At 71.6% G+C, this 26,270-nt stretch carries 26 protein-coding genes; 15 read left to right on the top strand and 11 right to left on the bottom strand.

Annotated features, from left to right (window positions below; all coding sequences use genetic code 11):
* The first annotated feature begins 246 nt into the window (after positions 1-246).
* Genes ACFYRX_RS30785 through ACFYRX_RS30800 form a run of 4 tightly spaced genes read left to right on the top strand, consistent with a single transcriptional unit; the run spans position 247 to position 2,625 of the window.
* Positions 247-693 carry a DoxX family membrane protein gene (locus ACFYRX_RS30785; RefSeq protein WP_389106606.1) on the top strand — a complete coding sequence of 149 codons (447 nt, stop codon included), beginning with the start codon at positions 247-249 and terminating at the stop codon, positions 691-693.
* Positions 693-1,100, top strand: a complete 408-nt coding sequence (locus tag ACFYRX_RS30790) for a Zn-ribbon domain-containing OB-fold protein (RefSeq protein WP_389106608.1) — start codon at positions 693-695, stop codon at positions 1,098-1,100. Before ACFYRX_RS30785 ends, ACFYRX_RS30790 begins: the two co-directional genes overlap by 1 nt.
* An 8-nt stretch (positions 1,101-1,108) precedes the next feature.
* Positions 1,109-1,705 (top strand): GNAT family N-acetyltransferase, encoded by a 597-nt coding sequence (locus ACFYRX_RS30795; protein ID WP_389106611.1) that lies wholly within the window; start codon positions 1,109-1,111, stop codon positions 1,703-1,705.
* Positions 1,706-1,746: 41 nt separating this feature from the next.
* Positions 1,747-2,625, top strand: coding sequence for a GNAT family N-acetyltransferase (locus ACFYRX_RS30800; RefSeq protein ID WP_389106613.1), 879 nt, complete (start codon positions 1,747-1,749; stop codon positions 2,623-2,625).
* Here ACFYRX_RS30800 and ACFYRX_RS30805 read toward each other — a convergent pair.
* A complete protein-coding gene (locus ACFYRX_RS30805; RefSeq protein ID WP_389106615.1) occupies positions 2,604-3,269 on the bottom strand; it encodes a pyridoxal 5'-phosphate synthase in 666 nt (221 codons plus the stop codon). The two genes, ACFYRX_RS30800 and ACFYRX_RS30805, sit on opposite strands and share 22 nt — an antisense overlap.
* A 176-nt stretch (positions 3,270-3,445) precedes the next feature.
* Here ACFYRX_RS30805 and ACFYRX_RS30810 point away from each other — a divergent pair, with 176 nt between their 5' ends.
* Positions 3,446-3,688 (top strand): type II toxin-antitoxin system Phd/YefM family antitoxin, encoded by a 243-nt coding sequence (locus ACFYRX_RS30810; RefSeq protein ID WP_389106618.1) that lies wholly within the window; start codon positions 3,446-3,448, stop codon positions 3,686-3,688.
* Entirely contained in the window at positions 3,688-3,993 is a 306-nt protein-coding gene (locus tag ACFYRX_RS30815; RefSeq protein WP_389106621.1) for a type II toxin-antitoxin system VapC family toxin, read from the top strand. The genes ACFYRX_RS30810 and ACFYRX_RS30815 overlap by 1 nt, the downstream gene beginning before the upstream one ends.
* A 51-nt stretch (positions 3,994-4,044) precedes the next feature.
* Here the strand turns inward: ACFYRX_RS30815 and ACFYRX_RS30820 are convergent, their stop codons facing one another.
* Positions 4,045-5,217, bottom strand: a complete 1,173-nt coding sequence (locus tag ACFYRX_RS30820) for an acetyl-CoA acetyltransferase (RefSeq protein WP_389106624.1) — start codon at positions 5,215-5,217, stop codon at positions 4,045-4,047.
* Positions 5,218-5,299: 82 nt separating this feature from the next.
* Here ACFYRX_RS30820 and ACFYRX_RS30825 point away from each other — a divergent pair, with 82 nt between their 5' ends.
* Both ACFYRX_RS30825 and ACFYRX_RS30830 read left to right on the top strand, forming a co-directional pair.
* The gene (locus ACFYRX_RS30825) at positions 5,300-6,703 is read left to right on the top strand and encodes an acyl-CoA dehydrogenase family protein (protein WP_389106626.1); all 1,404 of its coding nucleotides are present in this window, start codon (positions 5,300-5,302) and stop codon (positions 6,701-6,703) included.
* Positions 6,700-7,170 carry a nitroreductase/quinone reductase family protein gene (locus tag ACFYRX_RS30830; RefSeq protein WP_389106629.1) on the top strand — a complete coding sequence of 157 codons (471 nt, stop codon included), beginning with the start codon at positions 6,700-6,702 and terminating at the stop codon, positions 7,168-7,170. The genes ACFYRX_RS30825 and ACFYRX_RS30830 overlap by 4 nt, the downstream gene beginning before the upstream one ends.
* Before the next feature lie 66 nt (positions 7,171-7,236).
* Here the strand turns inward: ACFYRX_RS30830 and ACFYRX_RS30835 are convergent, their stop codons facing one another.
* Positions 7,237-7,872, bottom strand: coding sequence for a TetR family transcriptional regulator (locus ACFYRX_RS30835; RefSeq protein ID WP_389106930.1), 636 nt, complete (start codon positions 7,870-7,872; stop codon positions 7,237-7,239).
* 135 nt (positions 7,873-8,007) lie between these two features.
* On the opposite strand from ACFYRX_RS30835, the gene ACFYRX_RS30840 reads away from it, so the two are divergent.
* The 3 genes from ACFYRX_RS30840 (at position 8,008) to ACFYRX_RS30850 (ending at position 11,844) form a co-directional block, all read left to right on the top strand.
* Complete coding sequence (locus tag ACFYRX_RS30840; RefSeq protein ID WP_389106631.1) at positions 8,008-8,790, top strand: VOC family protein; 783 nt, start codon at positions 8,008-8,010, stop codon at positions 8,788-8,790.
* A gap of 150 nt (positions 8,791-8,940) precedes the next feature.
* Positions 8,941-11,295 carry a PQQ-binding-like beta-propeller repeat protein gene (locus tag ACFYRX_RS30845; RefSeq protein WP_389106634.1) on the top strand — a complete coding sequence of 785 codons (2,355 nt, stop codon included), beginning with the start codon at positions 8,941-8,943 and terminating at the stop codon, positions 11,293-11,295.
* 72 nt (positions 11,296-11,367) lie between these two features.
* A complete protein-coding gene (locus ACFYRX_RS30850; RefSeq protein WP_389106637.1) occupies positions 11,368-11,844 on the top strand; it encodes a hypothetical protein in 477 nt (158 codons plus the stop codon).
* Between the two features lie 3 nt (positions 11,845-11,847).
* Here ACFYRX_RS30850 and ACFYRX_RS30855 read toward each other — a convergent pair whose 3' ends face one another.
* The 4 genes from ACFYRX_RS30855 to ACFYRX_RS30870 are packed head-to-tail and all read right to left on the bottom strand — an operon-like array spanning position 11,848 to position 15,183.
* Positions 11,848-12,816 carry an alpha/beta fold hydrolase gene (locus ACFYRX_RS30855; RefSeq protein ID WP_389106639.1) on the bottom strand — a complete coding sequence of 323 codons (969 nt, stop codon included), beginning with the start codon at positions 12,814-12,816 and terminating at the stop codon, positions 11,848-11,850.
* 36 nt (positions 12,817-12,852) lie between these two features.
* Positions 12,853-13,638, bottom strand: coding sequence for an enoyl-CoA hydratase/isomerase family protein (locus ACFYRX_RS30860; protein ID WP_389106642.1), 786 nt, complete (start codon positions 13,636-13,638; stop codon positions 12,853-12,855).
* Positions 13,623-14,030, bottom strand: coding sequence for a Zn-ribbon domain-containing OB-fold protein (locus ACFYRX_RS30865; protein WP_389106644.1), 408 nt, complete (start codon positions 14,028-14,030; stop codon positions 13,623-13,625). The genes ACFYRX_RS30860 and ACFYRX_RS30865 overlap by 16 nt, the downstream gene beginning before the upstream one ends.
* A gap of 1 nt (position 14,031) precedes the next feature.
* Positions 14,032-15,183: a lipid-transfer protein gene (locus ACFYRX_RS30870; protein ID WP_389106646.1), complete on the bottom strand. Its 1,152-nt coding sequence runs from the start codon at positions 15,181-15,183 to the stop codon at positions 14,032-14,034.
* 105 nt (positions 15,184-15,288) lie between these two features.
* Between ACFYRX_RS30870 and ACFYRX_RS30875 the strand changes: the two genes are divergently transcribed.
* Positions 15,289-16,842 (top strand): FadD3 family acyl-CoA ligase, encoded by a 1,554-nt coding sequence (locus tag ACFYRX_RS30875; RefSeq protein WP_389106648.1) that lies wholly within the window; start codon positions 15,289-15,291, stop codon positions 16,840-16,842.
* Between the two features lie 412 nt (positions 16,843-17,254).
* On the opposite strand, the gene ACFYRX_RS30880 is transcribed toward ACFYRX_RS30875, so the two are convergent.
* The 4 genes from ACFYRX_RS30880 to ACFYRX_RS30895 all read right to left on the bottom strand — a co-directional run bounded on the left by ACFYRX_RS30880 (position 17,255) and on the right by ACFYRX_RS30895 (position 22,643).
* On the bottom strand, positions 17,255-17,755 hold the full coding sequence (locus ACFYRX_RS30880) for a hypothetical protein (protein WP_389106651.1): 501 nt from the start codon (positions 17,753-17,755) through the stop codon (positions 17,255-17,257).
* Between the two features lie 173 nt (positions 17,756-17,928).
* The gene (locus ACFYRX_RS30885; RefSeq protein WP_389106653.1) at positions 17,929-18,882 is read right to left on the bottom strand and encodes a hypothetical protein; all 954 of its coding nucleotides are present in this window, start codon (positions 18,880-18,882) and stop codon (positions 17,929-17,931) included.
* 395 nt (positions 18,883-19,277) lie between these two features.
* Positions 19,278-19,457, bottom strand: coding sequence for a hypothetical protein (locus ACFYRX_RS30890; protein WP_389106656.1), 180 nt, complete (start codon positions 19,455-19,457; stop codon positions 19,278-19,280).
* A gap of 216 nt (positions 19,458-19,673) precedes the next feature.
* The gene (locus ACFYRX_RS30895; protein WP_389106658.1) at positions 19,674-22,643 is read right to left on the bottom strand and encodes a BTAD domain-containing putative transcriptional regulator; all 2,970 of its coding nucleotides are present in this window, start codon (positions 22,641-22,643) and stop codon (positions 19,674-19,676) included.
* Positions 22,644-23,187: 544 nt separating this feature from the next.
* On the opposite strand from ACFYRX_RS30895, the gene ACFYRX_RS30900 reads away from it, so the two are divergent.
* Genes ACFYRX_RS30900 through ACFYRX_RS30910 form a run of 3 tightly spaced genes read left to right on the top strand, consistent with a single transcriptional unit; the run spans position 23,188 to position 26,125 of the window.
* On the top strand, positions 23,188-24,429 hold the full coding sequence (locus tag ACFYRX_RS30900; RefSeq protein WP_389106661.1) for an amidohydrolase family protein: 1,242 nt from the start codon (positions 23,188-23,190) through the stop codon (positions 24,427-24,429).
* Positions 24,429-25,343: an LLM class F420-dependent oxidoreductase gene (locus ACFYRX_RS30905; RefSeq protein ID WP_389106933.1), complete on the top strand. Its 915-nt coding sequence runs from the start codon at positions 24,429-24,431 to the stop codon at positions 25,341-25,343. Before ACFYRX_RS30900 ends, ACFYRX_RS30905 begins: the two co-directional genes overlap by 1 nt.
* Before the next feature lie 11 nt (positions 25,344-25,354).
* Complete coding sequence (locus ACFYRX_RS30910) at positions 25,355-26,125, top strand: SDR family NAD(P)-dependent oxidoreductase (protein ID WP_389106663.1); 771 nt, start codon at positions 25,355-25,357, stop codon at positions 26,123-26,125.
* Positions 26,126-26,270: the final 145 nt, after the last annotated feature.

Consider the following 26,270-nt stretch of genomic DNA (forward strand, 5'->3'; position numbering starts at 1 on the left):
TGGTTGCGGATCGATCACGCCTGTAGGAGACATGGGTGGGACCTGTGGCGTAGGTCACCTGGTTGTACGGGTACGGAAGAGGTCACGGCGCCGGGTCCGATGGTGCGGAACCCGACGCCGTGGCGGGCGGCGGCCGGTGACTGAACGGGTGCCAACAATCCGGGTGTATTCAGGGGGCCCACAGCTTCGTCTTTCGCGGTGCCGCGGCCTTCCCGGAGCAGGCGATCTGACGTACCGTCAGATTTCATGGACACGATCTGGCTGACCGGCGCCCAATGGCTGGCCGTCCTGCGCATAGGCCTCGGCCTGTGGTGGCTGGAGAGCTGGCGGCACAAGGACAAGAGCACGTGGTTCGAGGGCGGCGGCATCACCTGGGCCGCGGACATAGCCGCCAAGCACCGCTGGAGCCCGGTCCGCAGCGGCTTCGAGGTGATGGTCGCACCGCGCCCCAAGGCGATGGCCTACGTCGTCGCGTACGCCGAACTCGCCCTGGGCGCCGGCCTGATCCTCGGCTTCCTGACGCCGCTCGCGCTGGTCGGCGGTCTGCTCCTGAACGTCCTCTACTTCACCCTCATGATCCACGACTGGGCCGAGCAGGGACAGAACGCGATGATGGCCCTCATCTCCCTGGTGGCCCTGTTCGCGATGTCCTGGCAGGCCTGGTCGCTCGACGCCGCCCTGGGCTGGTTCTGATGGGCACGGGCCACGACCAGCCGGAGGCGGACGCCTTCACGCGCACCTACTGGGACGCCGCGGCGCAGGGAGCCCTGCTGCTCAGGCGCTGCGGGACATGCCGCCAAGTCCACCACCACGCCCGGGAGTTCTGCCCGCACTGCTGGAGCGAGGACGTCTCCTGGTTCACCGCGACCGGCCGGGCCACCCTCTACACCTGGTCCGTCGTCCACCGCAACGACCTGCAGCCCTTCAAGGACCGCACCCCGTACACCGCCGCCGTCGTCGACCTCGCCGAGGGCCCCCGGATGATGACGGAGATCGTCGACTGCGCGCACGAGGACCTGCGGGCCGGGATGGGCCTGCGGGCGGTCTTCCCGGAGGGGGTGCCGAAATTCACGCCACGCGGGACGACAGCGGCGGCTTGAATGGGGGCATGACCGACGTCGACGATCAGCACCTCATACACCCCTTCGCCCCGCTGGACGGCCACGGCCTGCGTCTGTGCGCCTGGGACGCGGATTCAGGCGGCCAGGCCGAGGACTGGCTGCGCGGCGCGCTGGACCCCGAGTTCGGGCGCTGGAACACCCCTCTCACCCCGGTCCACGACCTCGACGGCGCCCGTGCCGCCATACGCCGCAAGGCGGACGAGGCGGCGCAGGGCACGAGCGCGTCGTACCGGATCACGGACGGGACCGGCGGTACGACGCTCGGGCACCTCGGCGTCAACGTGATCGACCACGTCTTCAGCACCGCCCGCGTCGGCTACTGGGTCCTGCCCGAGGCCCGCGGCAGGGGAGTCGCCACCCGCGCCCTCCGCCTCGCCGCGCACTGGGCCCTCACCGACCTCGGCCTGCATCGCCTCGAACTCGGCCATGCCCTTGGTCACGAGGCCTCCTGCCGCGTCGCCGAAAGCTGCGGCTTCCGCTACGAGGGCACGCTGAGGGGCGCGATGTTCGAAGCAGGCCGCCGCGACGCGTTCCGGGACGTGCACCTGCACGGCCGCCTGGCGACGGATCCGGAGCCGTCGTAAATTCGCGGGCGCTCCGCCCCACGCTCGAAGGACCATGGAGCATGCGACCCGACGACTGGTACTCCACCAAGGACCTGGACGAGTTCCTCTCCCGCGCCGGAGGCTTCCTGTCCTCCCGCCCGGACCTGCACACCGTCATGCTCACCGTGACCGAGGGGCTGCGCACCCGCGGACTCCATGTGTACGGCGACGAGGTGCCCTTGTTCGGGCTGCTGGAGGAGGACGGGGAGGTCACGGCCGCCTACTTCCGGACGCCACCGCAACGACTGTGCGTCACGGCCCTGACCGCCGCGCGGGCCGACTCCCTCGCCGCCCATCTGGCGGCCCTGGGCCATGCCCTCCCCGGCGTCAGCGCCGAGGCCGACACCGCGGCCGGCTTCGCCGAGGCCTGGCGGCGGCGCACCGGGGGCGAGCCCGTGCCGTTCCAGCGGCAGCGGCTGTACCGGCTCGACACCCTCACCCCGCCGCGGCCGGTTCCGCCGGGGCGGCCGAGGCTCGCGGAGGAGGGAGACCGGGGGCTGCTGGTGCGCTGGTTCGGGGAGTTCGTCCGGGACATCGGAGAGAACGAGAACGACTCCGCACGCGCCGGTTCCTGGACCGACGCCCGCCTCGCCTACGGCGGTGTCACCCTCTGGGAGGGCCCGGACGGCACCCCCGTCTCCATGGCCGGCCTCACCCCGTCCGTCGCCGGCCAGATCCGGGTGGCACCCGTCTACACACCCGCCCCTCTCCGCGGTCGCGGATACGCCGGTGCCGCCACCGCCGAGGTCAGCAGGCTCGCCCGGGAGCGCGGCGCGGACGAGGTACTGCTCTTCACCGACCTCGCCAACCCGACCAGCAACGGCCTGTACCAGCGCATCGGTTACCGCCCGGTGGCGGACTTCGCGGTGTACGACTTTCAGGGCCAGAGCAGTTCCTGAGCCCAACCGGCGTCCATGCGCCGGTAGTTGACGCGCACGTGGCGTCTGCGCTCGTCGCCCTGGAAGAACTCCACCTCGTCCGGGAGCAGCCGGTACAGCGTCCACGACGGGACGGGCACGCCGGGTTCGCGTTGGGCCCGTTCCCATGCGTCCTCCGACGCTCGCGCCAACTCCGCCGCCGAGCCCAGTACTTCGCTCTGGCGGCCGGTGAGTGCGGCCGCGAGGGCGCCGGTCGAGCGGGCGTGCAGATCTGCCTGGCCCTCCTCGGAGGGCGCGGCGTTTACCGGCCCCCGCACCCGCACCTGCCGGCCGAGGACCGGCCAGTAGAAGCCGAGAGCGGCGTACGGCCGGGCCGACAGGTGTCCGCCCTTGCGGCTGTGGGAGTGGCTGGCGAAGGCCCAGCCGTCGGCGTCGGCGCCGTGCAGCATCACGGTCCGTACGTCGGGCCGGCCCTCCGCGTCGGCCGTCGCGAGGGACATGGTGTGCGGCTCGGTCTGGCCGGCGGCCACCACGTCCGCGAACCAGGTGGTGAAGAGCTCCAGCGGCGTCGCGGGCGCGGTGCCGGGGTCGAAGGCGGGCAGGGAGGTGACCTGCGGGTCCCACACCCGAAGCGACCTCAGCAGCTCGTGAAGATCCGTTGCCATGCCTCAATTGTCACGCCGCCGAGGTTCGCCGTGGTCTGGTGATGGCGCTCGCAGGCGCAGGGGCCGTGTCCGATCATCACCGGGGCCGAGCCCGGCGGGCAGGTGCGCCGTACCTCTCGGAGGGCCACACTTGGTCCAGTACTTAGTCCACCCGTTGACCCCATCGTGAGGCCGTCATGGAAGCAGCCCGGCAGTACAACGTCCATGAAGCCAAGACGCACCTCTCGCGGATTCTGGAGCAGGTTGCGACCGGTGAGGAAATCGTGATCAGCAAGGCGGGAGAGCCGGTGGCCAAGGTGGTGCCGCTGCGCCCCAAGGTGAAGCGGACCGGCCGGGGCTCACTCCGGGGGCAGATCCACATCCCGGACGACTTCGACGAACTGCCCGACGACATCGCCGACGCTTTCGGGATGCGCTGATGCGACTGCTGCTCGACACGGAACCCGCGGTGTACGTCAGTGCCGTATCACCGTGGGAGATCGCCAGCAAACAGTCCCTCGGGAAACTGGAAGGCCCGGAGGACCTGGCTGAGCGGGTGCGCGACAGCCAGTTCACCGGCCTGCCCATCACCGCCGGACATGGCGTGCGGGCAGGTCGCCTTCCGGTGCATCACCGGGACCCCTTCGACCGGATACTGGTCGCCCAGGCGCAGATCGAAGGGATGACCCTGGTGACGCGGGACAAGTGGATCCCACAGTATGAGGTCCGGGTCCTGCCCGTGTGAGGGGCGGTCCGCTTCCCTGGGAACCGCGGGAGAAGGGCGCGTGATCCGTGCTCAGTTCCGCCCCAGCACCACCGTCCCCGACGAGCAGAACCAGCCCCCCGTCCCGGACGCGACGGCCAGCTTCGGCAGGTCACCGTCGCGGCGTCGCACCTGCCGGGCCCCCGCCTCCCCGCGCAGTTGCCGTACGGCCTCCACAAGCAGGAACAGCCCGCGCATTCCCGGGTGTTGGGCGGAGAGTCCGCCGCCGTCGGTGTTCACGGGCAGGTCCCCGCCCTCGACCTTCAGGCGTCCCTTCTCCACGAAGGAACCGCCCTCTCCCTTCGCGCAGAAGCCGAGGTCCTCCAGGGTCACCAGCGTCATGTAGGTGAACGCGTCGTAGATCTGGGCGAGTTCGATCTCCTCGGGGCGGACTCCTGCCCGCTCGAAGGCCAGGCGGCCGCTGACCGCCGCCGGGGACACCGTGAAGTCGGGCCACTCGGACATGCTGACGTGCGAGACGTGCTCGCCGGTGCCGAGCACCCAGACGGGGGCGGTACGGCAGTCCCGTACGTACTCCTCGGCCGCGAGCAGCACCGCCGCGCCGCCGTCGGAGCGCAGACAGCAGTGCAGTTTGGTGAAGGGGTCCGCGATCATCGGCCCCGACAGGACGTCGTCCACCGTGATCGGGTCGCGGAACATCGCGTCGGGGTTGAGCGCCGCGTTGGCGCGCGCCTGGACGGCCACCTCCGCCAACTGCTCGATGGTCGTGCCGTGTTCGAGCATGTGGCGGCGGGCCGCCATCGCGTACTTGGCGATCAGGGTGTGGCCGTAGGGCGCCTCGAACTGGAGCGGGCCGCGGGCGCCGAAGGAGAGGGTGCCGGTGCGGCGGCCCGCCTTGATGTCGGCGCGGGCCGTGGAGCCGTAGACCAGCAGCACCGCGTTCGCGTGTCCGGCGGCGATCGCGTCGGCCGCGTGGGCCGCCATGACCTCCCAGGTGGAGCCGCCGACCGAGGTCGAGTCGACCCAGGTGGGGCGCAGGCCCAGGTACTCGGCGATCTCGGCGGGGGCGAGGGTGCCGGTGCCGGCCGAGGCCAGGCCGTCGACCAGCCCGCGCTCCAGGCCTGCGTCGGCGAGGGCGCGGCGGGCCGCCTGGGCGTGCAGGGCGTAGGGGGTGGCGTCGTCGACGCGGCCGCAGTCGGACAGGGCCACTCCGGTGATCGCGACTTTCCGGCTCCCGGGGGGCATGAGGGGCCTCCTGCCTCTGTGCATCTGGTGCGGGCGCTCCTAATATGACGGACCGTCAGATCCGGAGGGAAGAGGAAGAGCCATGGACGCTCGCTTCACCGCCGAACAGGACGAGATCCGCGGCGCGCTCCGCGCAGTGCTGCGGGACCGCTGCGGACCACAGGAGTTGAGGGCCGCCGTCGACACCCCGGCCGGTCACGACCCCGCGCTGTGGGAGGTCCTCGCCGGACAACTGGGGCTGCCGGGGCTGGCGCTTCCCGAGAAGTACGGGGGCGCGGGGTGCTCGGTGACCGAACTGGCGCTGGCCTGCGAGGAGACGGGCCGGGTGCTCGCGGCCACGCCGTTGCTGGGTACGGCGGTGCTCGCGGCGCCGTTGCTGCTGGCGCTGGGCACGGAGGAGCAGCGCGCCGGTCTGCTGCCCCGCATCGCCTCCGGCGCCCTGACCGCGGCCCTCGCCGTCCCGCCGGGTGAAGCCCTCGCGCTGACCGGGAGCAACACCGGGGACTGGGCGGGGGGCGGACGCGCGGGCGGGGTGCAGGCGCGGCGCGTCGGTGGCGGTGGGGTGAGCGCAGCCGGGCCGGGAGCTGTCCCCGCTGCGGGAACCCCCGCGGTCACGCGGCCGCGACCTGCAGGCGAGCCCCCCGCCTCGGGTCGGCGGCTCTACGGCCAGGTCGAGGTGGGTGCCACCCCTGCGGCGAGAACCGCCGCAGCCGTGCCGGCCCCGGCGGAGGCGCAGCCGTCGGCCGCGCGGCCGCGAACCGCAGAAGAGACTCCCGCCTCGGCCTGGCGGCTCTACGGACAGGTCGACCAGGTCCTCGACGGCCACAGCGCAGGCCTCCTCTTCGTCGCCGCCCATGCCGGAGGGTTCGCCCGGTCCCGTACCCTCCTCTTCCTCGTCCCCGGTGACGCCCCCGGGCTCGTCCGCACCCGGCAGACCGCCCTCGACTCCACCCGGCCCCGGGCCCGGATCCAACTCCGTGATGTGGAAGCCGAGTTGCTGGGGAGTGAGGAAGGTGGCGATGTACTCGGCGCTCTCGCCCGTACCGGGGACATCGCCGCCACCGTCCTCGCCTGCGAAGCAGTCGGGGCCGCCGACCGCATGCTGGAGCGGACCGTGGAGTACGTGAAGCGCCGGGAGCAGTTCGGGCGGCCCATCGGGTCGTTCCAGGCCGTGCAGCACCGGCTGGCCGATGTGTACGTCCAGCTCCAGGCGGCCCGCTCGGCGGCCTACTACGCCGCCTGGGCCACCGGCCAGGGGGAGCAGCGGGTTGGCGGACTCGCCCTCGCCCAGGCCCTGGAGGCGCTGCGCACCGCCGCCGGTGAGGGCATCCAGTTGCACGGGGGCATCGGTTTCACCTGGGAGCACGAGGCGCATCTGTACTTCAAGCGCGCCACCGGCGACGAGTTGCTCTTCGGTCCCGCGCACCGGCTCAGGGCGCATGCCGCCGACGTGGCACGGCTTTTGAAGGCGGAGGTGTCGGTGTGATCGGGCAGAGGGTCGTGCAGAAGGTGTCCTCCACCCGCGGCTTCGCCAAGGTCGCGCCGCATGTGATCCCGGCCCTGGACCGGGCCGTTCACCGGATCACGCGGGGGAAGGTCCTGCTCAGCGCGCAGATGCTGCCGGGTGTCGTCCTCACCTCGACCGGCGCGAGGAGCGGACTGGTCCGCCGTACCCCGCTGGCCTGTATGCCCGAGGAGGCCGGCCATACCTGGATCCTCATCGGCTCCAACTTCGGCCGCGACGGGCACCCGGCCTGGACCGCCAACCTCATCGCCCACCCCGAGGCCGAGGTCAGCTGGAAGGGCGTGGACATCCCGGTCACGGCGACGCTGCTGACGGGGGAGGAGCGGGCGGCCGTGTGGAAGCGGGCGCTGGCGTTCTGGCCGCCGTACGCCACCTATCAGGCGAGGGTGGAACGGGAGATCCGGCTCTTCAGGATCGTACGGAAGTGAACGCGTCGCAGGCGGCCGTTCACCGGTGTGAACAGCCGCCTGCCAGACAGGACTCGAATCGGGACGCTACTTCGTCGGCTTCTTGCCCGTCACGCCCAGGTGTACCAACAGCGCCAGATTCGGCTTGAGTTCAGCCTGCTTGACGCCCCACGTCTGGAAGCCCTTCTGGTGCGCGGCCACCGCCGCGAGCATCGCGACGAGGGAACCCGCGACCGCCGCCGGGTTGACGTCCTTGTCGACCCTGCCCTTGGTCTGGAGCTCGGTGACCGCGTCCGCGAGGGAGTTGTTCACCGAGTTGAGGATCTTCATGCGGAGTTTGTAGAAACGCTTGTCGCCCTCGGCGGCACCGAGGTCGACCACGCGCAGGATGGCGTCGTTTCTGCGCCAGAACTCGAGGAACCCGTCCACGAGTTCCTGCGCGGTCTGCCAGCCCGCCTTGCCGACCCACGAACGGCCGTCGAGCAGCTGGGTCAACTGGCCGCCCTCGGTGGCCATTTGCTCCGCGATCTCCAGGACGGCGCCTTCGACGTCCGGGAAGTACTGGTAGAAGGTCGCGGGTGAAGTACCCGCCTTCCGGGCGACATCGATGACTTTGACGTCCCGGTAAGGGGAGGAGCTGAGCATCTCGCTGAGGCAGTCGAGCAGCTTCTGCCGGGTCGCCTGCCCACGCCGGCCGGCCACGCGGCCGTCGACGGTACGCACTTGTCCTGTCATGCCGTCAGCTTACCGAGGGGTGATCGGAGCGCGATTCGGCCGACTGCAAATGGGGTGCGGGAGGTCCGGGAGGCGGGTGTGCCTGGTCCTGCGGGGTGCGTGAGTCGCCGTTACTTTGGCGGTATGGCCGAAAACAGGGCATCCGCAGACGGAACGGGATACGGCGAGGGCGTCCCCTGCTGGGTGGACGTGCAGCTTCCCGACGTGGCCGCGGGGGCGCGGTTCTACGGTGAGCTCTTCGGGTGGACCTTCGAGGAGGCGCCCGCGGCGCCGGAGGGCGCCCCGGGCTCCCTCTGGGCGCACCGCAAGGGAGAGCCCGTCGCGGGGCTCGCCCGCAAGGCGGACGGCCGTATGCCCACCGTGTGGACGGTGTACTTCGCCACCCCGGACATCGAGGGCCTCGCCGACCGGATCTGGGCGGCCGGCGGGCAGGTCGTCACCGCGCCGGTGCCGGTCGCCGAACTGGGCACGTCCGCCCTGGTCACCGACGCGGAGGGGGCCGTCTTCGGCCTCTGGGAGCCGGGCAGCCACCCCGGTTTCGGCACCCGTCACGAGCCCGGCACCTTCGCCTGGGCCGAGCTGTACGCCCGGGACACCGAGGCCGCCAACACCTTCTACGGAGGGCTCTTCCACGAAGCCCTCTTCGGCCCGGAGGCCCACCCCGACTTCGGTCGCGCCCTCGTCTCCGACGTGTTCCCCGTCGAGATGCCGCCCCATTTCCTCGTGCACTTCGGTGTCGAGGACTGCGAGGCCGTGCTCGGGACGGTCAGCCGTCTCGGTGGGCGGGTCCAGGCGCCGCCATTCGAGACGTCGTACGGGAAAGTGGCGGTCGTCACCGACAATCAAGGGGCGTCGTTCGCCGTTCTGGAGCGGCCGGAGCAGGAGAAGGGCGCCGCTTTGGGGTGAGACACCCCATTTGACCCCGGGTTCGCCACCAGGCCTCCGGCCAGGAAGAATCAGGGTCGCGTGCCGCCATGGCGGTGCGGTGGTGAGACGCTGCACGGGGTCGCGTACATATGTGGGTGGCGCGGCTGGTACGGGGAGGTGGCAGGCAGAGTGGTGGATCAGCTGACGCAGCACGATCCGCGCAGGATCGGGCCGTTCGAGGTACTGGGACGGCTGGGTGCCGGCGGCATGGGGCTGGTCTATCTCGCGCGCTCGGCCTCGGGTCGGCGGGTGGCGATCAAGACGGTCCGCACGGAGCTCGCCGAGGACCAGCTCTTCCGTGTCCGCTTCACCCGTGAGGTGGAGGCGGCCCGGGCGGTCTCCGGCTTCTACACGGCGGCCGTGGTCGACGCGGACCCGCGTGCGGCCGTGCCGTGGCTGGCCACCGCGTACGTCCCCGCGCCCTCCCTCGAGGAGATAGTGAACGAGTGCGGGCCGCTCCCGGCCCAGGCGGTGCGCTGGTTCGCGGCGGGCGTCGCCGAGGCCCTGCAGTCCATCCACGGCGCCGGTCTTGTCCACCGCGACCTCAAGCCCTCCAACGTCCTGGTCGTCGAGGACGGCCCCCGGGTGATCGACTTCGGCATCGCGTCCGGTGTTTCGAACACCCGTTTGACGATGACGAACGTCGCCGTCGGCACCCCCGCCTACATGTCCCCCGAGCAGGCGAAGGACTCCCGCAGCGTCACCGGCGCGAGTGACGTCTTCTCGCTCGGCTCCATGCTGGTCTTCGCCGCCACCGGACACCCGCCCTTCCACGGCGCGAACCCGGTCGAGACGGTCTTCATGCTGCTGCGCGAGGGCCCCGACCTCGAAGGCCTCCCGGACGAACTGCGTCCGCTCATCGAGTCCCTCATGCGCATGGACGCCACCGGGCGCCCCAACCCCGCCGACCTCCAGGCCCAGCTGGCACCCCACCTGTTCGGCTCCGGTTCGGACGACAGCGGTACGGCGTCGGCGTGGCTGCCCGAGAAGGCCGTCGCCCTCATCGAGACCCGGCGCGGCGGCCGTGCGGCACCCCCGCCGTCCACCGGTGCGCGCAGCGGCGGCGGCCGACCCGCTCCCGTGCTGCCGCCCCCGCCGTCCTACGATCCGCTGCCGCCCCTGCCCGTCCCCGTCGGCGGCCCCGACACCGGCCCCGTCCGGCTCGCCGGCGCCCAGGTGCCCATCGGGCCCGGGCCGCGCGTCTCGGACGCCCGTGCCGCCGCCGTGAAGGCGCCCCCGCCCGAGGCCGGCCTGGTCGCCTCCTGGTCCCGCCCGCGCCCCGGTGTCAACGGCACCGAACCCGCCGTGGGCCCCGCGGTACCCGCGATCCCGGCCGCGCCCCCGGAGACCGCGGCCGGCTGGCGGCCCTGGCGTTTCCGCATGTCCAACGACGTCTGGGGCACCCCCGCGGTCGCCGGCGACCTCGTCTACGTCACCTCCTTCGAGGTGCACGCCCTGGACGTCGGCACCGGCCGCCGCCGCTTCAAGACGCGGGACGTGGCCTGGTCGATGGCGGTCGCGGACGGCCGTATCCACGCCTCCGACGGCCCCACCCTCTTCGCCCTCGACGCCCGTGAGGGCGGCGACCAGTGGCGGCTGAACACCGACGCCTGGGTGTACTCCCTCAAGGCCGAGCGGGGCACGGTCATCACCGGCACGCGCGGCGGCGGAGTCCAGGCCTGGGAGGCCACCACCGGGCACAAGCTCTGGGAACTCTCCGGCTGCCAGACCGACTTCGAGTCCCCCGAGGCGGGCCCCGCGCTCCACGAGGGCACGGTCTACGTCTGGCAGGACGGCCGCCTGCGCGCCCTGGAGGCCCGCACCGGCGAGGAACGCTGGGCGATCCCCATCGGCGACGCGGCCTCCTGCGGCGGAGTGCCGGTCCGGGTGGCCCAGGCCCACGACGGGTACGTGTACGTCTCGGCCGGGACCCGGGTGATGGCCCTCGACGTGGCGAGCGGGCGGGTGCGCTGGCACTTCGAGGCCCCCGCGGTCTTCCTGTGCGCGCCGACCTTCGTGCCGGGGGCCGCGGTGACGGGCGGCGGGGTGTACCTCGCCGACTACCTCGGCACGGTGTACGCCCTCGACGCGACCGACGGCCGCGACCGCTGGCGTATCGCCACCGAGGCCCGGGCGTCGGTGGAGCCGGTACTCGTTGCCGCGGGCCATGTGCACGTGGGCAGCGGCAAGGGCCTGTACACGCTGGACGCGGTCACCGGGACGCCGAAGTGGCGGTTCCAGGCGGGCGGGGACATCGTCGGGGCGCCCGCGGTCGCCGAGGGGCGGATCCACTTCGGGTCGACCGACCATCTGCTGTACACGCTGAAGGCCGACGACGGCCGGCTGCGGTGGAAGCTGGCGACCGGCGGCGAGATCACCGGGTCCCCGGTGGTGAAGGACGGGGTCGTGTACGCGTGCAGCAAGGACCGCTGCGTGTACGCGCTGGACGCGGAGAAGGGGACGGGGACGGCCCGGGCCACCTGAGACGCTGTCAGTGGCCCCCGTTAGAGTGATCGCATGCATTCACGGGGGCGTGTTCTCAGGTTTACGGCGGTCATGGCGACGGTGGTGCTCGCGCTGACGGGGTTCTCCAGCGGGCACAAGAGCAGCGGGCGGCACAAGAGCAGTCACGGCGACAGTGACAGCGGCGGGGGGTGCAGCAGCTCCAGCCAGGACCACGACAGCTACAGCAGCAGTGACCACGACAGCTACAGCACCGGTGCGGGAAGCAGCGGAGGCAGTTCGTCCAGCCGTACCAAGGTGCTGAGGGACGGCTCCGTGCGCCTCGTGAGCTGCGCGACGAAGACCGACCCGTACTCGACGGCCGAGGTCACCAACCCGAACAGCCGCGAGGGCACCTTCAAGGTCTCCTTCTCCTTCGACGACGAGAGCGGGCATCTGCTGTCGGTCGAGTACCCGAAGGTCACGGTGCCCGCGAAGGGCACGGAGACCGTCCGTGTGAAGGCGAGTGCCGCCCTCCTCAAGCACCTCGACCACTGCCAGGCCGAGCCGGAAGCCGACCTGGTGAACTGACCGTCAGTCCCGCAGCGCCGTAAGGAACTCCACCAGCGCGGCGTTCACCTCGTCGGGGCGTTCCTGCTGGGTCCAGTGGCCGCAGCCCGGGAGCAGGACCGGGTCGCGGACCAGGTTGGGCATCAGCCGTGGGAGCGCCTCGATCAGTTCCGGTGTGCCGGGGAACGCCGGGACCAGGTCGCGGTCGCCGTACATGTAGAGCGCGGGCGGGGTGACCCTCGCGCCGTGCCAGGGGGCCGTCAGTTCCCAGTTGCGGTCCAGGTTGCGGTACCAATTGAGGGCGCCGGTGAAGCCCTTGGCGTAGCTCTCGGTGAGCTCGTCGAGGTCCTGTTCGGTGAGCCAGCCGGGGAGCACCTCCGGATCGGGCATGTCCGCGAGCCAGCCGCGGTCCAGGTCGCTCACCAGCGCCTGCTCGTAGCGTCCGCTGCCCGCGCCGTCGCCCGAGGCGCCCACCAGCAGCCTGCGCAGCGCGGACCGGGGGTCGTCGCCGAACTCGGCGTCGGCCGGGCCCGGCTGCTCGAAGTAATTCCAGTAGAAGTGCCCGTCGAACCGTTCCCGCATGGTCTCCAGCGGCGGCCGCTCGCCCCGGAACGGCGGCGGCACGCTCAGCCCGGCCACCCCGCGCACCACGTCGGGGCGCAGCAGCGCGGTGTGCCAGGCCACCGGCGCCCCCCAGTCGTGCCCGACGACGAACGCCGTCTCCTCGCCCAGTGCGTGGATCAGCCCGACGACGTCCCCGACCAGGTGCAGGATGCTGTACGCCGACACCTCCTCCGGGTGGTCGCTGGCGCCGTATCCGCGCTGGTCGGGGGCGACCACTCGGAATCCGGCCGCGGCCAGCGGGCCGAACTGGTGGCGCCAGGAGTGCCAGGACTCCGGGAACCCGTGCAGCAGCACGACGAGGGGTCCCTCGCCCTCCTCCGCGATGTGCAGCCGGATGCCGTTCACGTCGACCGTGCGATGTTCAACCATGCGGTAAGCATACGCCTGTATGGTGCACCTACATTGCTAACGCAACCTGAACTCGGGCTGCCGCGAACGGAACAGCTCGGCCTGCCGGTCCAGGGGGAGATTGCCCAGCGCGACGAGGTGCGGCGCCTGCGCGAAACCCTGCCGCACGGCCGCCTCCTTGGCGGCCCAGAGCGCGCGGACCGTGCCCTGCACCCCTTCCGTCGGATACCCGGCGATGACCGACGCGGCAGCCGTGGCCGCCGCCAACGACCCGCCCGGCCCGGTGAGTTCGGTGACCAGCCCTATGGTGTGGGCGCGCTGGGCGGAGAGGCGTTCCGCCGTGCCCATGAGCGCCATGCGTGCGGCCTCCCCGTGCGGCATGACCTGCGCCATGAGCACCGACTCGTAGGCGCTGACCATGCCGTACGTGGTGTGCGGGTCGAAGAAGGTGGCGGCCGGGTCGGCGACGAGGAAGTCGCTCTCGCCGAGGAGGTAGAACGCCCCGCCGCAGGCCATGCCGTTGACGGCGGCGATCACCGGCTTCCAGAGGTCGTTGGACTTCGGGCCGACGTGCAGGAGCGGATCGTCCGCCATGTAGGGGGAGTCCGGCTGCGGCACCTCGGCGTCCCGGTCCAGGCCGGTACAGAAGGCCCGCTCCCCGGCACCGGTCAGCACGATCGCCCGTACGGTGTCGTCGAAGCGCAACTCCCGCCAGGCGGCGATGAGTTCGTCCCGCAGGGCGAGGTCGATGGCGTTCAGCCGGTGCGGTCGGTCGAGGGTGACGACGGCGACGCCGGTGTCCTTGTCGGCGGCGACCCGCAGGGCCGTCACGACCGCACCCACTGCGGAAGCCCCTCGGAGAACACCACATGCACCCGGGCGCCGATGCGGATCCGGGCCGGATCGAGGGAGTTGAGCGGCGCCCCGGCCGCACTGACCAGGTTGCCGACCAGCCGTATCCGGGGCGCCTCCTCCAACTCGACGACGATCACGTTGTACGGCGACTGCGCCGCGTAGTCCGGCAGGAGCGGCGGGTGCGGGACGACGTAGGACCAGATCCGGCCCCGCCCCGAGACGGGGCGCCACTCCTTGTTGAACGACTGGCAGTGCGGGCAGCAGGGCCGGGGCGGGAAGCGGAGCTCGCCGCAGTCCGCGCAGGCCTGGACGCGGAGTTGGCCCTCGGCGGCGTACTGCCAGAAGGGGGCGCCCGTGGCGTCCTTCACCGGTTCGAGCATGTCAGCTCCTGTTGGTCAGCAGCAGGGCGGAGGTGGGGACGCCCTCGCCGGCGGTGACGAGGCAGGTGGCGGCGTCCGGGACCTGGGCGGTGCTGGTCCCGCGCAGTTGCCGCACGCCCTCGTCGATGAGGTTGAAGCCGTGCACGTAGGCCTCGGACAGTCCGCCTCCCGCGGTGTTGATCGGCAGGCGGCCGCCGATCTCCAGGGCCCCGCCCTCCGTGAAGGAACCGCCCTCGCCGCGCTCGCAGAAGCCGTAGCCCTCCAGGGAGAGCGGGACCAGGGCGGTGAACGCGTCGTAGATCTGGGCCACGTCGACGTCCTGCGGGGTGAAGTCGGCGTTCTTCCACAGGTGCCGGGCGGCCGTCCAGGCGGGTCCGGTGAGCGGGTCGTCGTTCCAGTAGTTGACCATGCCGTGGTGCTGGGCGGGCAGGCCCTGGGCGGCGGAGTGGACGTAGACGGGGGTGTTCGGGCAGTCCCGGGCGCGCTCCCTGCTGACGACCACGCAGGCCAACGCCCCGTCGGTCTCCAGGCAGTTGTCGAAGAGGCAGAGCGGCTCGCTGATCCAGCGGGAGGTCATGTACATCTCGCGGGTCAGGGGACGGTCGTACATGATCGCGGCGGGGTTCTGGTTGGCGCGGTTGCGGCAGGCCAGGGCGACGTTGAAGAGGTGGTCGCGGGTGGCGCCGTACTCGTGCATGTAGCGGCGGGTGAGCATCGCGATCTCGTCGGCGGGCCGGAGCAGCCCGAAGGGCCGGGTCCACTGGGCGGGCGTGGGGAGTTGGACGCTGGTGTTGGTCCAGGGGCGGGGCCCCGAACCGCGCTTCCGCGACCGCCAGGCGACACCGACCGTCGCCTGCCCGCTCGTTATCGCCGCCGCGAGGTGCGCGACCGTGGCGCACGAACCGCCGCCGCCGTAGCCGGCCTTGCTGAAGAAGGTGAGGTCGCCGAAGCCGACGGCCTTGGCGAGTTCGACCTCGTCCGTCTCCTCCATCGTGTACGAGGCCAGGGCGTCGACCTCGCCGGGGGCGATGCCGGCGTCGTCGAGGGCGGCGACAACGGCCCGGCAGGCCAGGGTTCTCTCGTCCTCGGCGAGCTGCTTGGCGAAGGGAGTTCGTCCGATGCCCACGATCGCCGTGGCGTCCTTGAGGGTCACGCTGCACGCACCTCCACACACTGTGAGGCCTGCTGACAGCCCGTCAGGCTACAGCTAATCTGACGGGTAGTCAGCTGATGTGTTTCCGCTTTCGGGGAGGCCGATGTGGAGTGGCGCAGCATCCCGGAGCTGGTCCGGTGGGCGGCGGAACGGTACGCCTCGGCCGAGGCGGTCGTGGAGGGCCGCAACCGGGTCTCCTACGGCGAGTTGGGAGCCCGCGTGGAGCGCGCGGCGGCGGCCTGCATGGCCAACGGCGTGCGAGAGGGCGACCGGGTGGGCATCTGGGCCCCCAACTCCCTGGACTGGATGGTCTCGGCGCTCGGTGCGGTGTCGGCCGGAGCGGTCCTGGTCCCCCTCAACACCCGCTTCAAGGGCACCGAGGCGGCCGACGTGCTGCGCAGGAGCGGGGCCCGCCTCCTGTTCGTCACCGGCACCTTCCTCGGCACGTCGTACGTGGCGTCCCTGCGCCGGGCGGTCGCGGAGGGGCCGGGGCTGCCGGATCTCGACCAGGTGGTGGTGCTGTCGGACGACGCGCCCGCCGACTACCGCACCTGGAAGGACTTCCTGGCGAGCGGGGACACCGTGGGAGAGGCGCGGGTACGGGCACGGGCCGCGGCCGTCGAGGGGTCCTGGCCCTCCGACATCGTCTTCACCTCCGGGACCACGGGCCGCCCCAAAGGCGCCGTGATCACCCACGCGCAGACGCTGCGGGCGTACGACGTCTGGTGCGAACTGGCCGGGCTCAGGCGCGGCGACCGCTATCTCATCGTCAACCCCTTCTTCCACACCTTCGGCTACAAGGCCGGGGTGATCGCCTGCCTGATGCGCGGGGCCACGATGATCCCGCAGCCGGTGTTCGACATCGGCACCGTACTGGCCAACATCGCGGCGGAACGGGTCTCGGTGCTGCCCGGCCCGCCGACCCTCCACCAGTCGCTCCTGGACCACCCGGCACGAGCGTCCTACGACCTGTCCGCGCTGCGCCTGGTGGTGACGGGTGCGGCGGTGGTACCGCTGCGGCTGGTCGAGCAACTGCACGGCGAGCTGGGCGTGGAGACGGTCCTGACCGCCTACGGCCTCTCGGAGGCGAGCGGCATCGTCACGATGTGCAGGCAGGGCGACCCGCTGCCGGTGATCGCCTCGACGTCCGGACGCGCGATCCCTGGGACGGAGGTGCGGGTCGAGGCACCGGCCGGGGAGCCCGGCGAGGTCCTGGTCCGCGGCTTCAACGTGATGCACGGCTACTACGAGGACGCCGCGGCCACGGCGGAGGCGGTGAGCGAGGACGGCTGGCTGCGCACCGGCGACATCGGCGTCCTCGACGCGACGGGCAACCTGCGCATCACCGACCGGCTGAAGGACATGTTCATCGTCGGCGGCTTCAACGCCTACCCGGCGGAGATAGAGCAACTCCTCGGCCTGCACCCGGCGGTGGCCGACGTGGCGGTCGTCGGCGTCCCCGACGCCCGCCTCGGCGAGGTCGGCGGGGCGTACGTGGTACGCCGCCCCGGTTCGGTCCTTACCGCCGACGACCTGATCGCCTGGGCCCGCCGGGAAATGGCCAACTACAAGGTGCCGAGAACGGTGGAGTTCGTGACGGAGCTGCCGCGGAACGCGAGCGGGAAGGTGGTCAAGGGGGAGCTGCGGGGGCGGTCTTGAGGGGGAGGGGAAGGGGAGGGAGGGGAGAGGAAGGACGGGTCGTGCTGTTCGAGGTCGAGCTGACCCTTGAAGGTCTCGTCGACCGACTCGGTCACCTGCCGCAACGGCTTGGACAGCAAGGCGCCGGGCCGTTCGGGCTCGCCCTTCCGGGCCGGCCGCAGGAGCCGGATGTCCTGCTCGGTCCGAGGTGCAGGCACCAGAAGAAGCAGCTGCCGTTCGCGCAGGACCCGTACGCGGCCCGTCCAGCCAGGTCGAACGGTCTCGCGGGAGCGCCCGCACTCCACCGGTGTGGCGGCGTCACATGCGATCCACACGTCGTCGCTTCATACGGAGGTGTCGGCAGCCAGGACCCGGGTCACCCGCAGCAGCAGCTCGGCGACCTTGCACAGCCGCCTGTTGTAGGGGGATCCCGTTACTGGCTGGAGCTGGCTGCAGTACTCGGATTGGTCGTGTCGAAGCAGACCCAGTTGGCATCGGGGTCGACGTAGAACGCGCCGGAATACGTCCCGCCGGTTACCGCACGGTCGAAGGACTCACTCCGTACCCACCGGGCGCTCTTGGGCATGAACTGCGCAAGTGCTTCAGGGAGTTGGCTCGGCGTCGCAGGCAGGAAACCCCGCTGCGGTGCCCCCGTGATGAGGGCGACGTTACCCGCTCTCAGCTGGGCGAAGCCCACCACACGAACATCGCGCGGCCCTGGAACGGACACCCTTGAATCGGTGCCCAGAACGACGCCGAGCCAATGTGCCTTGGAGAGCGGGCCAAGCGCGGTGAACCGCCGTTCCAGCGGTTCGGAGTCCGTACGGACCGTGTTTGCATCGGTGCCTTGCGCAGTCGACGTACACGCCCCGAGTACCGTCGCCGCGCCCAGCGTGAGCACGCCCCGACGTCCCAGACCTGCGAAGGTGCCCATAAGACCCGTTCTCCCCAAGTCCCTTACCCAAGGCCCTGATCGTAGCGATCTCCTCAAGGGCGCTACGTCTTGGAACTGCTCATCCCGGTGAATTGGAGCGGATGAGACGAGTTTGCTGGCTGCGCCTGGGCTTTTGTGGCTGGGGGGTGGCCTGAGTGCTCCAATTGCGTCGGTCATCGTCCGGCTCGTGAGGTGTTGCTGGGTGGGGGTGGGGTTAGGGCGTTGTGGATTTCGCTGATCATTTTGTTGGGGTGGTGGAAGACGTCTTCGGCTGTGTAGCGCAGCAGGTCGCTCACCTCCGGGCACTGCAGGACGCGGTTGAAACGGGTGATGTCCCGGCGGTGGGCCTCGCGGGTGCCGTGGTAGGCGTAGCCCTCGATCTCTACGGCCAGTCCCTCGTCCCTGAAGAGGAAGTCCAGGAAGACCTGCCGTCCGTCCCGGGTGATGAGTTCGACCTGGCTCTCGGGGCGGAGTCCGGCATCGAGCATGCGGAGTCGGGCGATGGTCTCGGCCGGAGAACCGGAGCGCGGGTCGGCCAGGCCGAGTCGGCGGGCCGCCCTCGCCGCTCCCTGTAGAGGGGGCGTGAGTGCGGTGGTGATCGCGGTGAGGTCGGTGAGCGGTGCTCGTCTGACTCCGTCGACGCGGCGGTAGGTGACTGCTGACTCCAGGCAGACGAGGGCGTCGTCCCGCGGCTCCTTGCGCAGTAGGTCGGCGACGGTTCGCACCGCTCCCGTGACCCGCAGGCCTCGCAGGACTGCCAGGTCCTGCGGTGCCAGGGGGATGCGGTGGACGTGGATGTCCTTGGCGCTGCCGCGGAAGGAGCCGGTGGGGTCGGTGAGCTGCAACGGCGTTCCGCCGGCCGCGCCGAGTGTCTCGATCCGCCAGAGCGCGGCGGCGGAACGGTGGCTCACGACGAGCCGGGGGTTCAGCAGCTGGACCGCCCGGAGTTGGGTGAGGAGGTCCGTTCTTTGTCCCGGCGCTGCCCATGCACCGGTCCGCAGCGGACTCCAGCCCTCGCTTCTGAGAGCCCGGTTGAGGCTCCGCCGGGGCCAGCCGGAATCGAGGGCGCGGGAAGTGAGCAGCACGCCTCCTTCGGCCAGCTCCCTCAGCCTCTTCTGCTCCTCCATACCGTCAAGATCGCAGAAGTCGCGGGCCTCTTGGCGGCCTGTGGACAACTCCGTCCCCGCTCCTGGTCGGGGCACGGAAGAGGTGGCCTCAACGTACTCGCCGCCGGTGCCGCAGCCTCGATCACCGACCCGGAGGCCCAGGTGCGGGTGCGGGTGCGGGTGCAGGGGGTGGTGATCGGTTCCGGTCGGGCCTCTGTGGCCGCGGGGTGCGGTGAACGGCTTCGCTGTGGGAGGTGTCCGGCGGTTACGGGACCTTGCCTGCAAGGGCTCGCCCGGGGGCCCTTGCAGGCGTTCCGCCAGGCGCCCCGTCAGTCGGTGGCCCCGGACACGCCTCGGCCGCGACGGCTCCCCCTCCGCGCCGCCGCGGCCGATCCCCGTGCGGGAAAGGAGTCCTGTCAGACGGGCTCGTCCGTGGCGTGGATGTTGTCCGTACCGGCCTCGGCCGTGCCCTTGTCCGCCTTGAGCGCGGCGGCCTTGAGCGGCTCGCTCGTGGCGTGGATGTTGTCCGTGCCCTCGGTCGTCTCGTCCTCGACGTCGGTGGCGTGGATGTTGTCGGTGGTGTTCTCGTCGCTCATGGACTGCCTCCCCTGACAGTTCGGGTGCCTGTTGTGGTCGATCGGCCCGGAGACTCCCCCGAGGATCTCCGGGCCGACCGCGCGACCGCTCACCGTAGTGCAACGGTCCAGGTCGTCCCGTCTGCCCCCCGACGCGACGCGACGACAAGACGAGAGTGCCGGGCGGCGATAAACGAACGATGAACGTCCGTCCGCGGCCCGTCGGCCAACTGCCCCTCAGGCCAGCGCCAGCGGTGTGAGCAGAACCCTGACCGACTCGGCCTCCGGTGCGTCGAGGGCCTCGAACAGCTCCAGGGCCTCCCGCCAGCAGACCTGTGACCGGCCGGGCTGCCCGATGCCGCTCAGCGCGTGCCCGATGACCACGAGGACGTTGGCCCGGCGCCAGTCGCCGCCGATGCCGCGCAGCACCGTCAGTGCCGTCTCGGCGTTCGACGCGGCCTGCGCCGGGCGCCGGGCGGCCAGGTCGGCTTCCGCCAGCCGGAACAGGGACATGCCCTCCCAGAGCCGCTGACGGCTGTCCTGGAACACCGTCAGGGCCTCCTGGAGGCGGGCGGTGGCCTCGGGCAGCCTGCCGTGCTGGGTGAGCGCGAGGCCCAGCGCGTAACGGGCGTTGGCCCCCTTGAGGGCGTGGCCCATGGCGTCGTACATCTCCACGCCCTGCTGGGCCAGGGAGACCGCGCTCTCGGTCCGGCCGCCCGCCAGGTGGATGCGCGAGAGGTTGCACAGGGCGCTCGCCTCGCCGGACGGGTCCTCGCAGGCGCGGAAGCCCTCGATGGCCCGGGTGAGGTGCGCCTCCCCGTCGTCGTTGCGGCTCTGGTAGACCGCGAGCACGCCGAGGATGTTGCTCGCCCAGCTGCCGGCCAGCGGGTCGCTGGAGGCGACGGTCAGTCCGTGGGCGCGGTCGGCCTCCTCGTCGGCGAGGTCGAAACGTCCCGTGAGGCTGTGGGCGTAGGCCAGCGTGATCAGCGCCCGGGCCTCCGCCGCCGGGTCGCCGGCCTCGCGCGCGGCCTCGCGCAGGGCGGAGGCGACCCCCTCGTACGCCTTGGAGTTGGTGCCGGACTCCGCGAGGTCCACGGCCGCCCACAGGAGGTCGACCGCCCGTGGCAGGAACCCGGAGCCCGCGGACTGGCGCACGCACGCCAGCAGCGACACCGCCTCCGCGTACAGCCAGTCCTGCGCCGCGTGCCGGTCGGCGAAGACCAGTCCCGGGTACTCCGGGGTGGCCAGGTGGTCGACGAGCCGGTCCCCGGGCCGTTCGATGAGGTACACGCCGGCGACGGTGGCCAGGTAGAAGTCGAGGAGCCGGGACAGGGCCGCCGCCCGTTCGCTGGGAGGCCACTCGTCCCGTTCGGCGCATGCGCGCGCGTAGAGCCGTACGAGGTCGTGGAACCGGTAGCGGCCGGGTGCCGCGGACTCCAGCAGCGAGGTGTCGACCAGGGCCTCCAGGAGGTCCTCGGTGTCCTCCGCCGGGAGGTCGAGTACGGCTGCTGCGGCGGCCAGCGAGATGTCGGGGCCGTCGGCGAGGCCCAGCAGGCGGAAGGCGCGGGCCTGGGCGGGCTCCAGCTGGCCGTAGCCGAGTTCGAAGGTGGCCTTCACGGCGAGGTCGCCGGCCTGGAGTTCGTCGAGGCGACGGCGCTCGTCGGCGAGCTTGGCCGCGAGGACGGAGACCGTCCAGGTGCGGCGGGCCGCGAGGCGGGAGGCGGCGATGCGGATGGCGAGCGGGAGGAAGCCGCAGGCGCCGACCACGTCGAGGGCGGCCTTGCGCTCGGCGGCGACCCGCTCCTCGCCGACGATCTTCGTGAACAGCTGGAGCGCCTCCTCGGGGGACATCACGTCCAGGTCCACGAGGTGCGCGCCGGCGAGGTCGACCATCCGGACCCGGGAGGTCACCAGGGCCGCGCAGCCCTCCGTGCCGGGCAGCAGGGGCCGTACCTGGGCCGCGTCGCGCGCGTTGTCGAGGAGGACCAGCACCTGGCGGCCGTCCAGGACCGAGCGGTACAGGGCGGCCCGCTCCTCGAGGGAGTCCGGTATCGCCGAGTCGGCGGTGCCGAGGGCTCTGAGGAAGGCGCCGAGGACGGTCTCCGGTTCGGCGGCGCGGGCGCCGGCGCCCTGCAGGTCGACGTAGAGCTGTCCGTCGGGGAAGGCGGCGCGGGCCTGGTGGGCCACGTGCACGGCGAGGGTGGTCTTGCCGACGCCGCCGATGCCGGCCAGCGCGGAGACCGCCATCACCCGGCCGTCCGATCCGGAGGCGAGGACCTCGCTCAGTTCGGTGACGAAGGACGCGCGGCCCGTGAAGTCCGGGACCGTGGCGGGGAGTTGTGCGGGGCGGACCGGGGCGGCGACCGGTTCGGGCTGCGGGGAGGAGGGCTCCGCGAGACCGGGGTCGGCCTGGAGGATGCGCTGCTGGAGCTCGCGCAGGCCCGGGCGGGGGTCGACGCCGAGTTCGTCGGCGAGCAGGCGGCGGGTGTCGGCGTAGACCGCGAGGGCCTCGGCCTGGCGGCCGGAGCGGTACAGGGCGAGCATGAGGAGTTCCCTGAGTCGCTCGCGCAGGGGGTGTTCGGCGGTGAGGGCGGTCAGTTCGGAGACCGCCTCCGCGTGGCAGCCCTGCTCCAGGTCCATGTCGAGGCGGGATTCGAGGAGTTGCAGCCGCCACTCCTCCAGCCGCACCCGCTGTGCCTCGGCGTACGGCCCGGGGACGCCCGCGAGCACCTCGCCGTCCCACAGGCCCAGCGTCCGGTTGAGGACCTCACGCGCGTGGCACAGGTCCCCGGCGCTCCTGGCCTTCTCGGCCTCGGTGGCCAGTTCCTGGGCGGCGGCCAGGTCCAGGGCGGTCTCGTGCAGACCGCGGATCGCGTAGCCGCCGGACTCGCTGACCAGGATGCCGGGGTCGAGGATCTTCCGCAGCCGGGAGGCGTAGGTGCGCACCGCGGCCAGCGCCTGGTCCGGGGGCTCCTCGCCCCACAGGGCGGAGATCAGCTCGGCTGCCGTCGCGGTCCGGCCCTCGCGCAGCAACAGGGCGGCGAGCAGGGCGCGTTGCTGCGGGGAGCCGGTGTTCAGCAGTTCCTCGCCGCGGCGGGCCCGGACCGGGCCGAGCACGTAGAAGCGCAGCGGCGCCGGCTCCTCTTCTCCGGCCCCCGCCGAGGAGCCGGGACGCCTCTGCTCCGGCACCCGCGGTACACCGTCCATCGCCGTCCCCCTAGGGCCTGTTTACAACCCCGTCAGTCTGCCTTGTCCATGGCGGATGCGTCAGCTGTGGAGAGGCTGATCACAGGAGGGCACGCGGGATATCACGAGGTTCTCACCCGGCCTTCGCATACTTCCGCGCGGAACGGCGTTGACGGGAGCGGGAATTCTGCCGTGCCGGCCGGGTCTGGAGGGTGGGCGGGCGGGCGCGGTGCGGGGGTGCCGGGTGCGGTTGTCTCGCGGGTGCGGGTGAGTTGTGGCTTGTCGCGCAGTTCCCCGCGCCCCTGGGTGGGGTGCCGTGAGGTGGGTTGGGGCGTGAGCGGGGTGTGGGTGCTGGTGCGCCGTTCCTCGCGCCCCTGGGTGGGTTGGTGTGAGGTGGGTTTGGGCGTGAACCGGGTGTGGGTGCTGTTGCGCAGTTCCCCGCGCCCCTGGGTGGGGTGCTGTGAGGTGGGTTCGGATGTGAGGCGGGTGTGGGTGCCCTGGCCCCTTGGCCGGTCTCAAGGAGGCGTCGTCCGCGTAGCTGACGGGTCGTCAGATCGGCGCTACCGTGAGCGGCATGGAGACCACGACGGCACTTCCGAAGATCATCTCCGTCGACGACCACACGGTGGAGCCCTCCGACGTCTGGCAGAACCGGCTCCCGAAGAAGTACCTGGACACCGGCCCCCGCATAGTCCGGGCGCCGCTGAAAGAGATCAGCTTCCTCGGCGGGCGCTTCAAGCCGGTGATGGGCGCCCCGGGCGACGACGGACCACTCGGCGACTGGTGGCTGTACGAGGGGCTCCAGCGTCCCCTCACCCGCCTCGACACGGCGGTCGGCTACAGCAGGGACGAGATCAAGCTGGAGGTCATCACCTACGAACAGATGCGCCCGGGCTCCTACGACGTCCCGCAGCGCCTCGCCGACATGGACGTCAACCACGTCCAGTCCGCCGTCTGCTTCCCGACCTTCCCGCGCTTCTGCGGCCAGACCTTCACGGAGGCCGCCGACCACGAACTGGGCCTGCTGTGTGTCCAGGCCTACAACGACTGGATGGTGGAGGAGTGGTGCGGCCCGCAGGCGCAGGGGCGGCTCATACCGCTCACCCTCATCCCGCTCTGGGACGCCGAGTTGGCCGCCGCCGAGGTCCGCCGCAACGCCGCCCGGGGCGTGCGGGCCGTCGCGTTCTCCGAGATACCCCCGCACCTGGGCCTGCCCTCCGTCCACTCCGACGACTGGGACCCCTTCCTCGCCGCCTGCGACGAGACCGGCACGGTCATCGCGATGCACATCGGCTCCAGCAGCCGTATGCCCTCGACGTCCAAGGACGCGCCGCCCGCGGTCGGTTCGACGATCACCTTCGCCAACTGCTGCTTCTCGATGGTCGACTGGCTGATGAGCGGCAAGTTCGAGCGCTTCCCGAACCTCAAGGTCATGTACGCGGAAGGGCAGATCGGCTGGATCCCGTACATCCTGGAGCGCGCCGACGTCGTGTGGGAGGAGAACCGCGGCTGGGGCGGTGTCGCCGACAAGGTCCACCGCCCGCCGTCCGAGCTCTTCACCGAGCACGTCTTCGGTTGCTTCTTCGACGACGCCTTCGGGTTGAAGAACCTCGACTCGATCGGCGTCGGCAACGTCCTCTACGAGACCGACTACCCCCACTCCGACTCGACCTGGCCCAAGTCCCGTGAGGTCGGCGAGGCGCAGATGGGACACCTGGACGCCGACATCGTCGAGCGGATCGTGCGCGGCAACGCCATCGAGCTGCTCGGTCTCACACCGGACGGCCTCTGGGGCGGCCCCAAGTGATCGAGTACGGCATCCAGTTGCCCGTCCAGTCCCAGAGCACGATTTACGCCGAGCCCTGGGAGGCCGGTGCCGGGCCCGGTGACCTCGCCGAGGTGGCCAGGGCCGCCGACCGCGCGGGCTTCACCTACGTCGCCGCCTGCGACCACGTGGCGATCCCGCGCCGCCTCGCGCCCGCGATGAGCACGGTCTGGTACGACCCGGTCGCCACCCTCGCCTTCCTCGCGGGCGTGACCGAACGGGTGCGGCTGCTCAGTCATGTGGCCGTCGTGGGGCTGCGGCACCCCCTCCTCACCGCCAAGCAGTACGCCACCCTCGACCACCTGAGCGGCGGCCGGCTGATCCTCGGGGTCGGGGCGGGGCATGTGCAGGAGGAGTTCGAGGTGCTCGGCGTCGACTTCGCGGGGCGCGGGGCCGTTCTCGACGAGTCGATCGAGGCGTTGCGGAGCGCCCTCGGGCCCGAGGAGTTCCCCGAACACCACGGCAAGCTCTACGACTTCGCCGATCTCGGCCAGCGTCCCCGACCCGCCCAGGCCCACGTCCCGGTGTGGGTCGGGGGCTCCTCCCCGGCGGCCGTGCGCCGGGCCGCCCTCAAGGGCGACGGCTGGCTGCCGCAGGGCGACCCCCGGGACCGGCTGCCCGCGCAGATCGACCGGATACGGCGGCTGCGGGCGGAGGCGGGCCTCGACGGGCCGTTCACCGTCGGGGCCATCGCCGAGCCGCTGTACGTCGGCACGCCCGCGTGGGATGTGGGCCGCCGCACGCTGAGCGGGTCGCCGGAGGAGCTCGCCGAGTCGCTGCGCGCCTACCGCGCGATGGGCGTGGACCAGCTCCAGGTGCGCTTCCGCAGCCGCGGGCTCAGCGAACTCACCGACCAGATGGCGGCGTTCGGCGCCGGCATCGCCCCCCACCTCTGAGGAGTCACCGCATGGGCAAGCTGGACGGACGTGTCGTCCTCGTCACCGGCGCGGCACGCGGGCAGGGCGAGCAGGAGGCCCGGCTGTTCCGGGCGGAGGGCGCCGAGGTCGTCGTAGGGGATGTGCTGGACGAGCAGGGCAAGGCGCTGGCCGAGGAGATCGGGGCGCTGTACGTGCACCTCGACGTGGGTCTGGAGGCCGACTGGCGGCGGGCGGTGGAGGCCGTGGTCGGGGAGTACGGGCGGGTCGACGGGCTCGTCAACAACGCCGGGATCCTGCGCTTCAACGCGCTTCTCGACACGCCCCTCGACGAGTTCATGCAGATCGTGAACGTCAACCAGGTCGGCTGCTTCCTCGGCATCAAGACCCTGGCGCCGGTGATGTCCGACGGCGGCACGATCGTCAACACCGCCTCCTACACCGGCGTGACCGGGATGGCGGGCGTGGGCGCCTACGCGGCCTCCAAGCACGCGATCCTCGGGCTCACCCGGGTCGCCGCGCTGGAGCTGGCCCCGCGCGGGATCAGGGTCAACGCCATGTGCCCCGGGGCCGTCGACACTGCGATGTCCAACCCGGCCGTCCTGGACCCCTCGGCGGACGGTGCGGAGGCCTCCCGGGGGCTCGACCGGTTCTACCGCAAGATCGTGCCGCTGGGCCGGATCGGCAGGCCCGAGGAGGTGGCGGCGCTGGCGCTGTTCCTGACCGCGGCCGACTCCTCGTACATCACCGGGCAGCCGTTCGTGATCGACGGCGGCTGGCTCGCCGGGGTCTCCGTCATCTGACGCCGACCGGAATCGTCCGACCGGCATCTGACTGGCCATCAGCTATTGACGCTGTATGCGCCCGGTGCCACAGTCGGCGGCAGATCAGGAATCTGACGGAGTGTCAGAAACAGGAGTGTCAGAGACAGACTGGGGACGGTGAACC

Source organism: Streptomyces sp. NPDC005374, assembly GCF_042872225.1.
Lineage (GTDB): Bacteria > Actinomycetota > Actinomycetes > Streptomycetales > Streptomycetaceae > Streptomyces.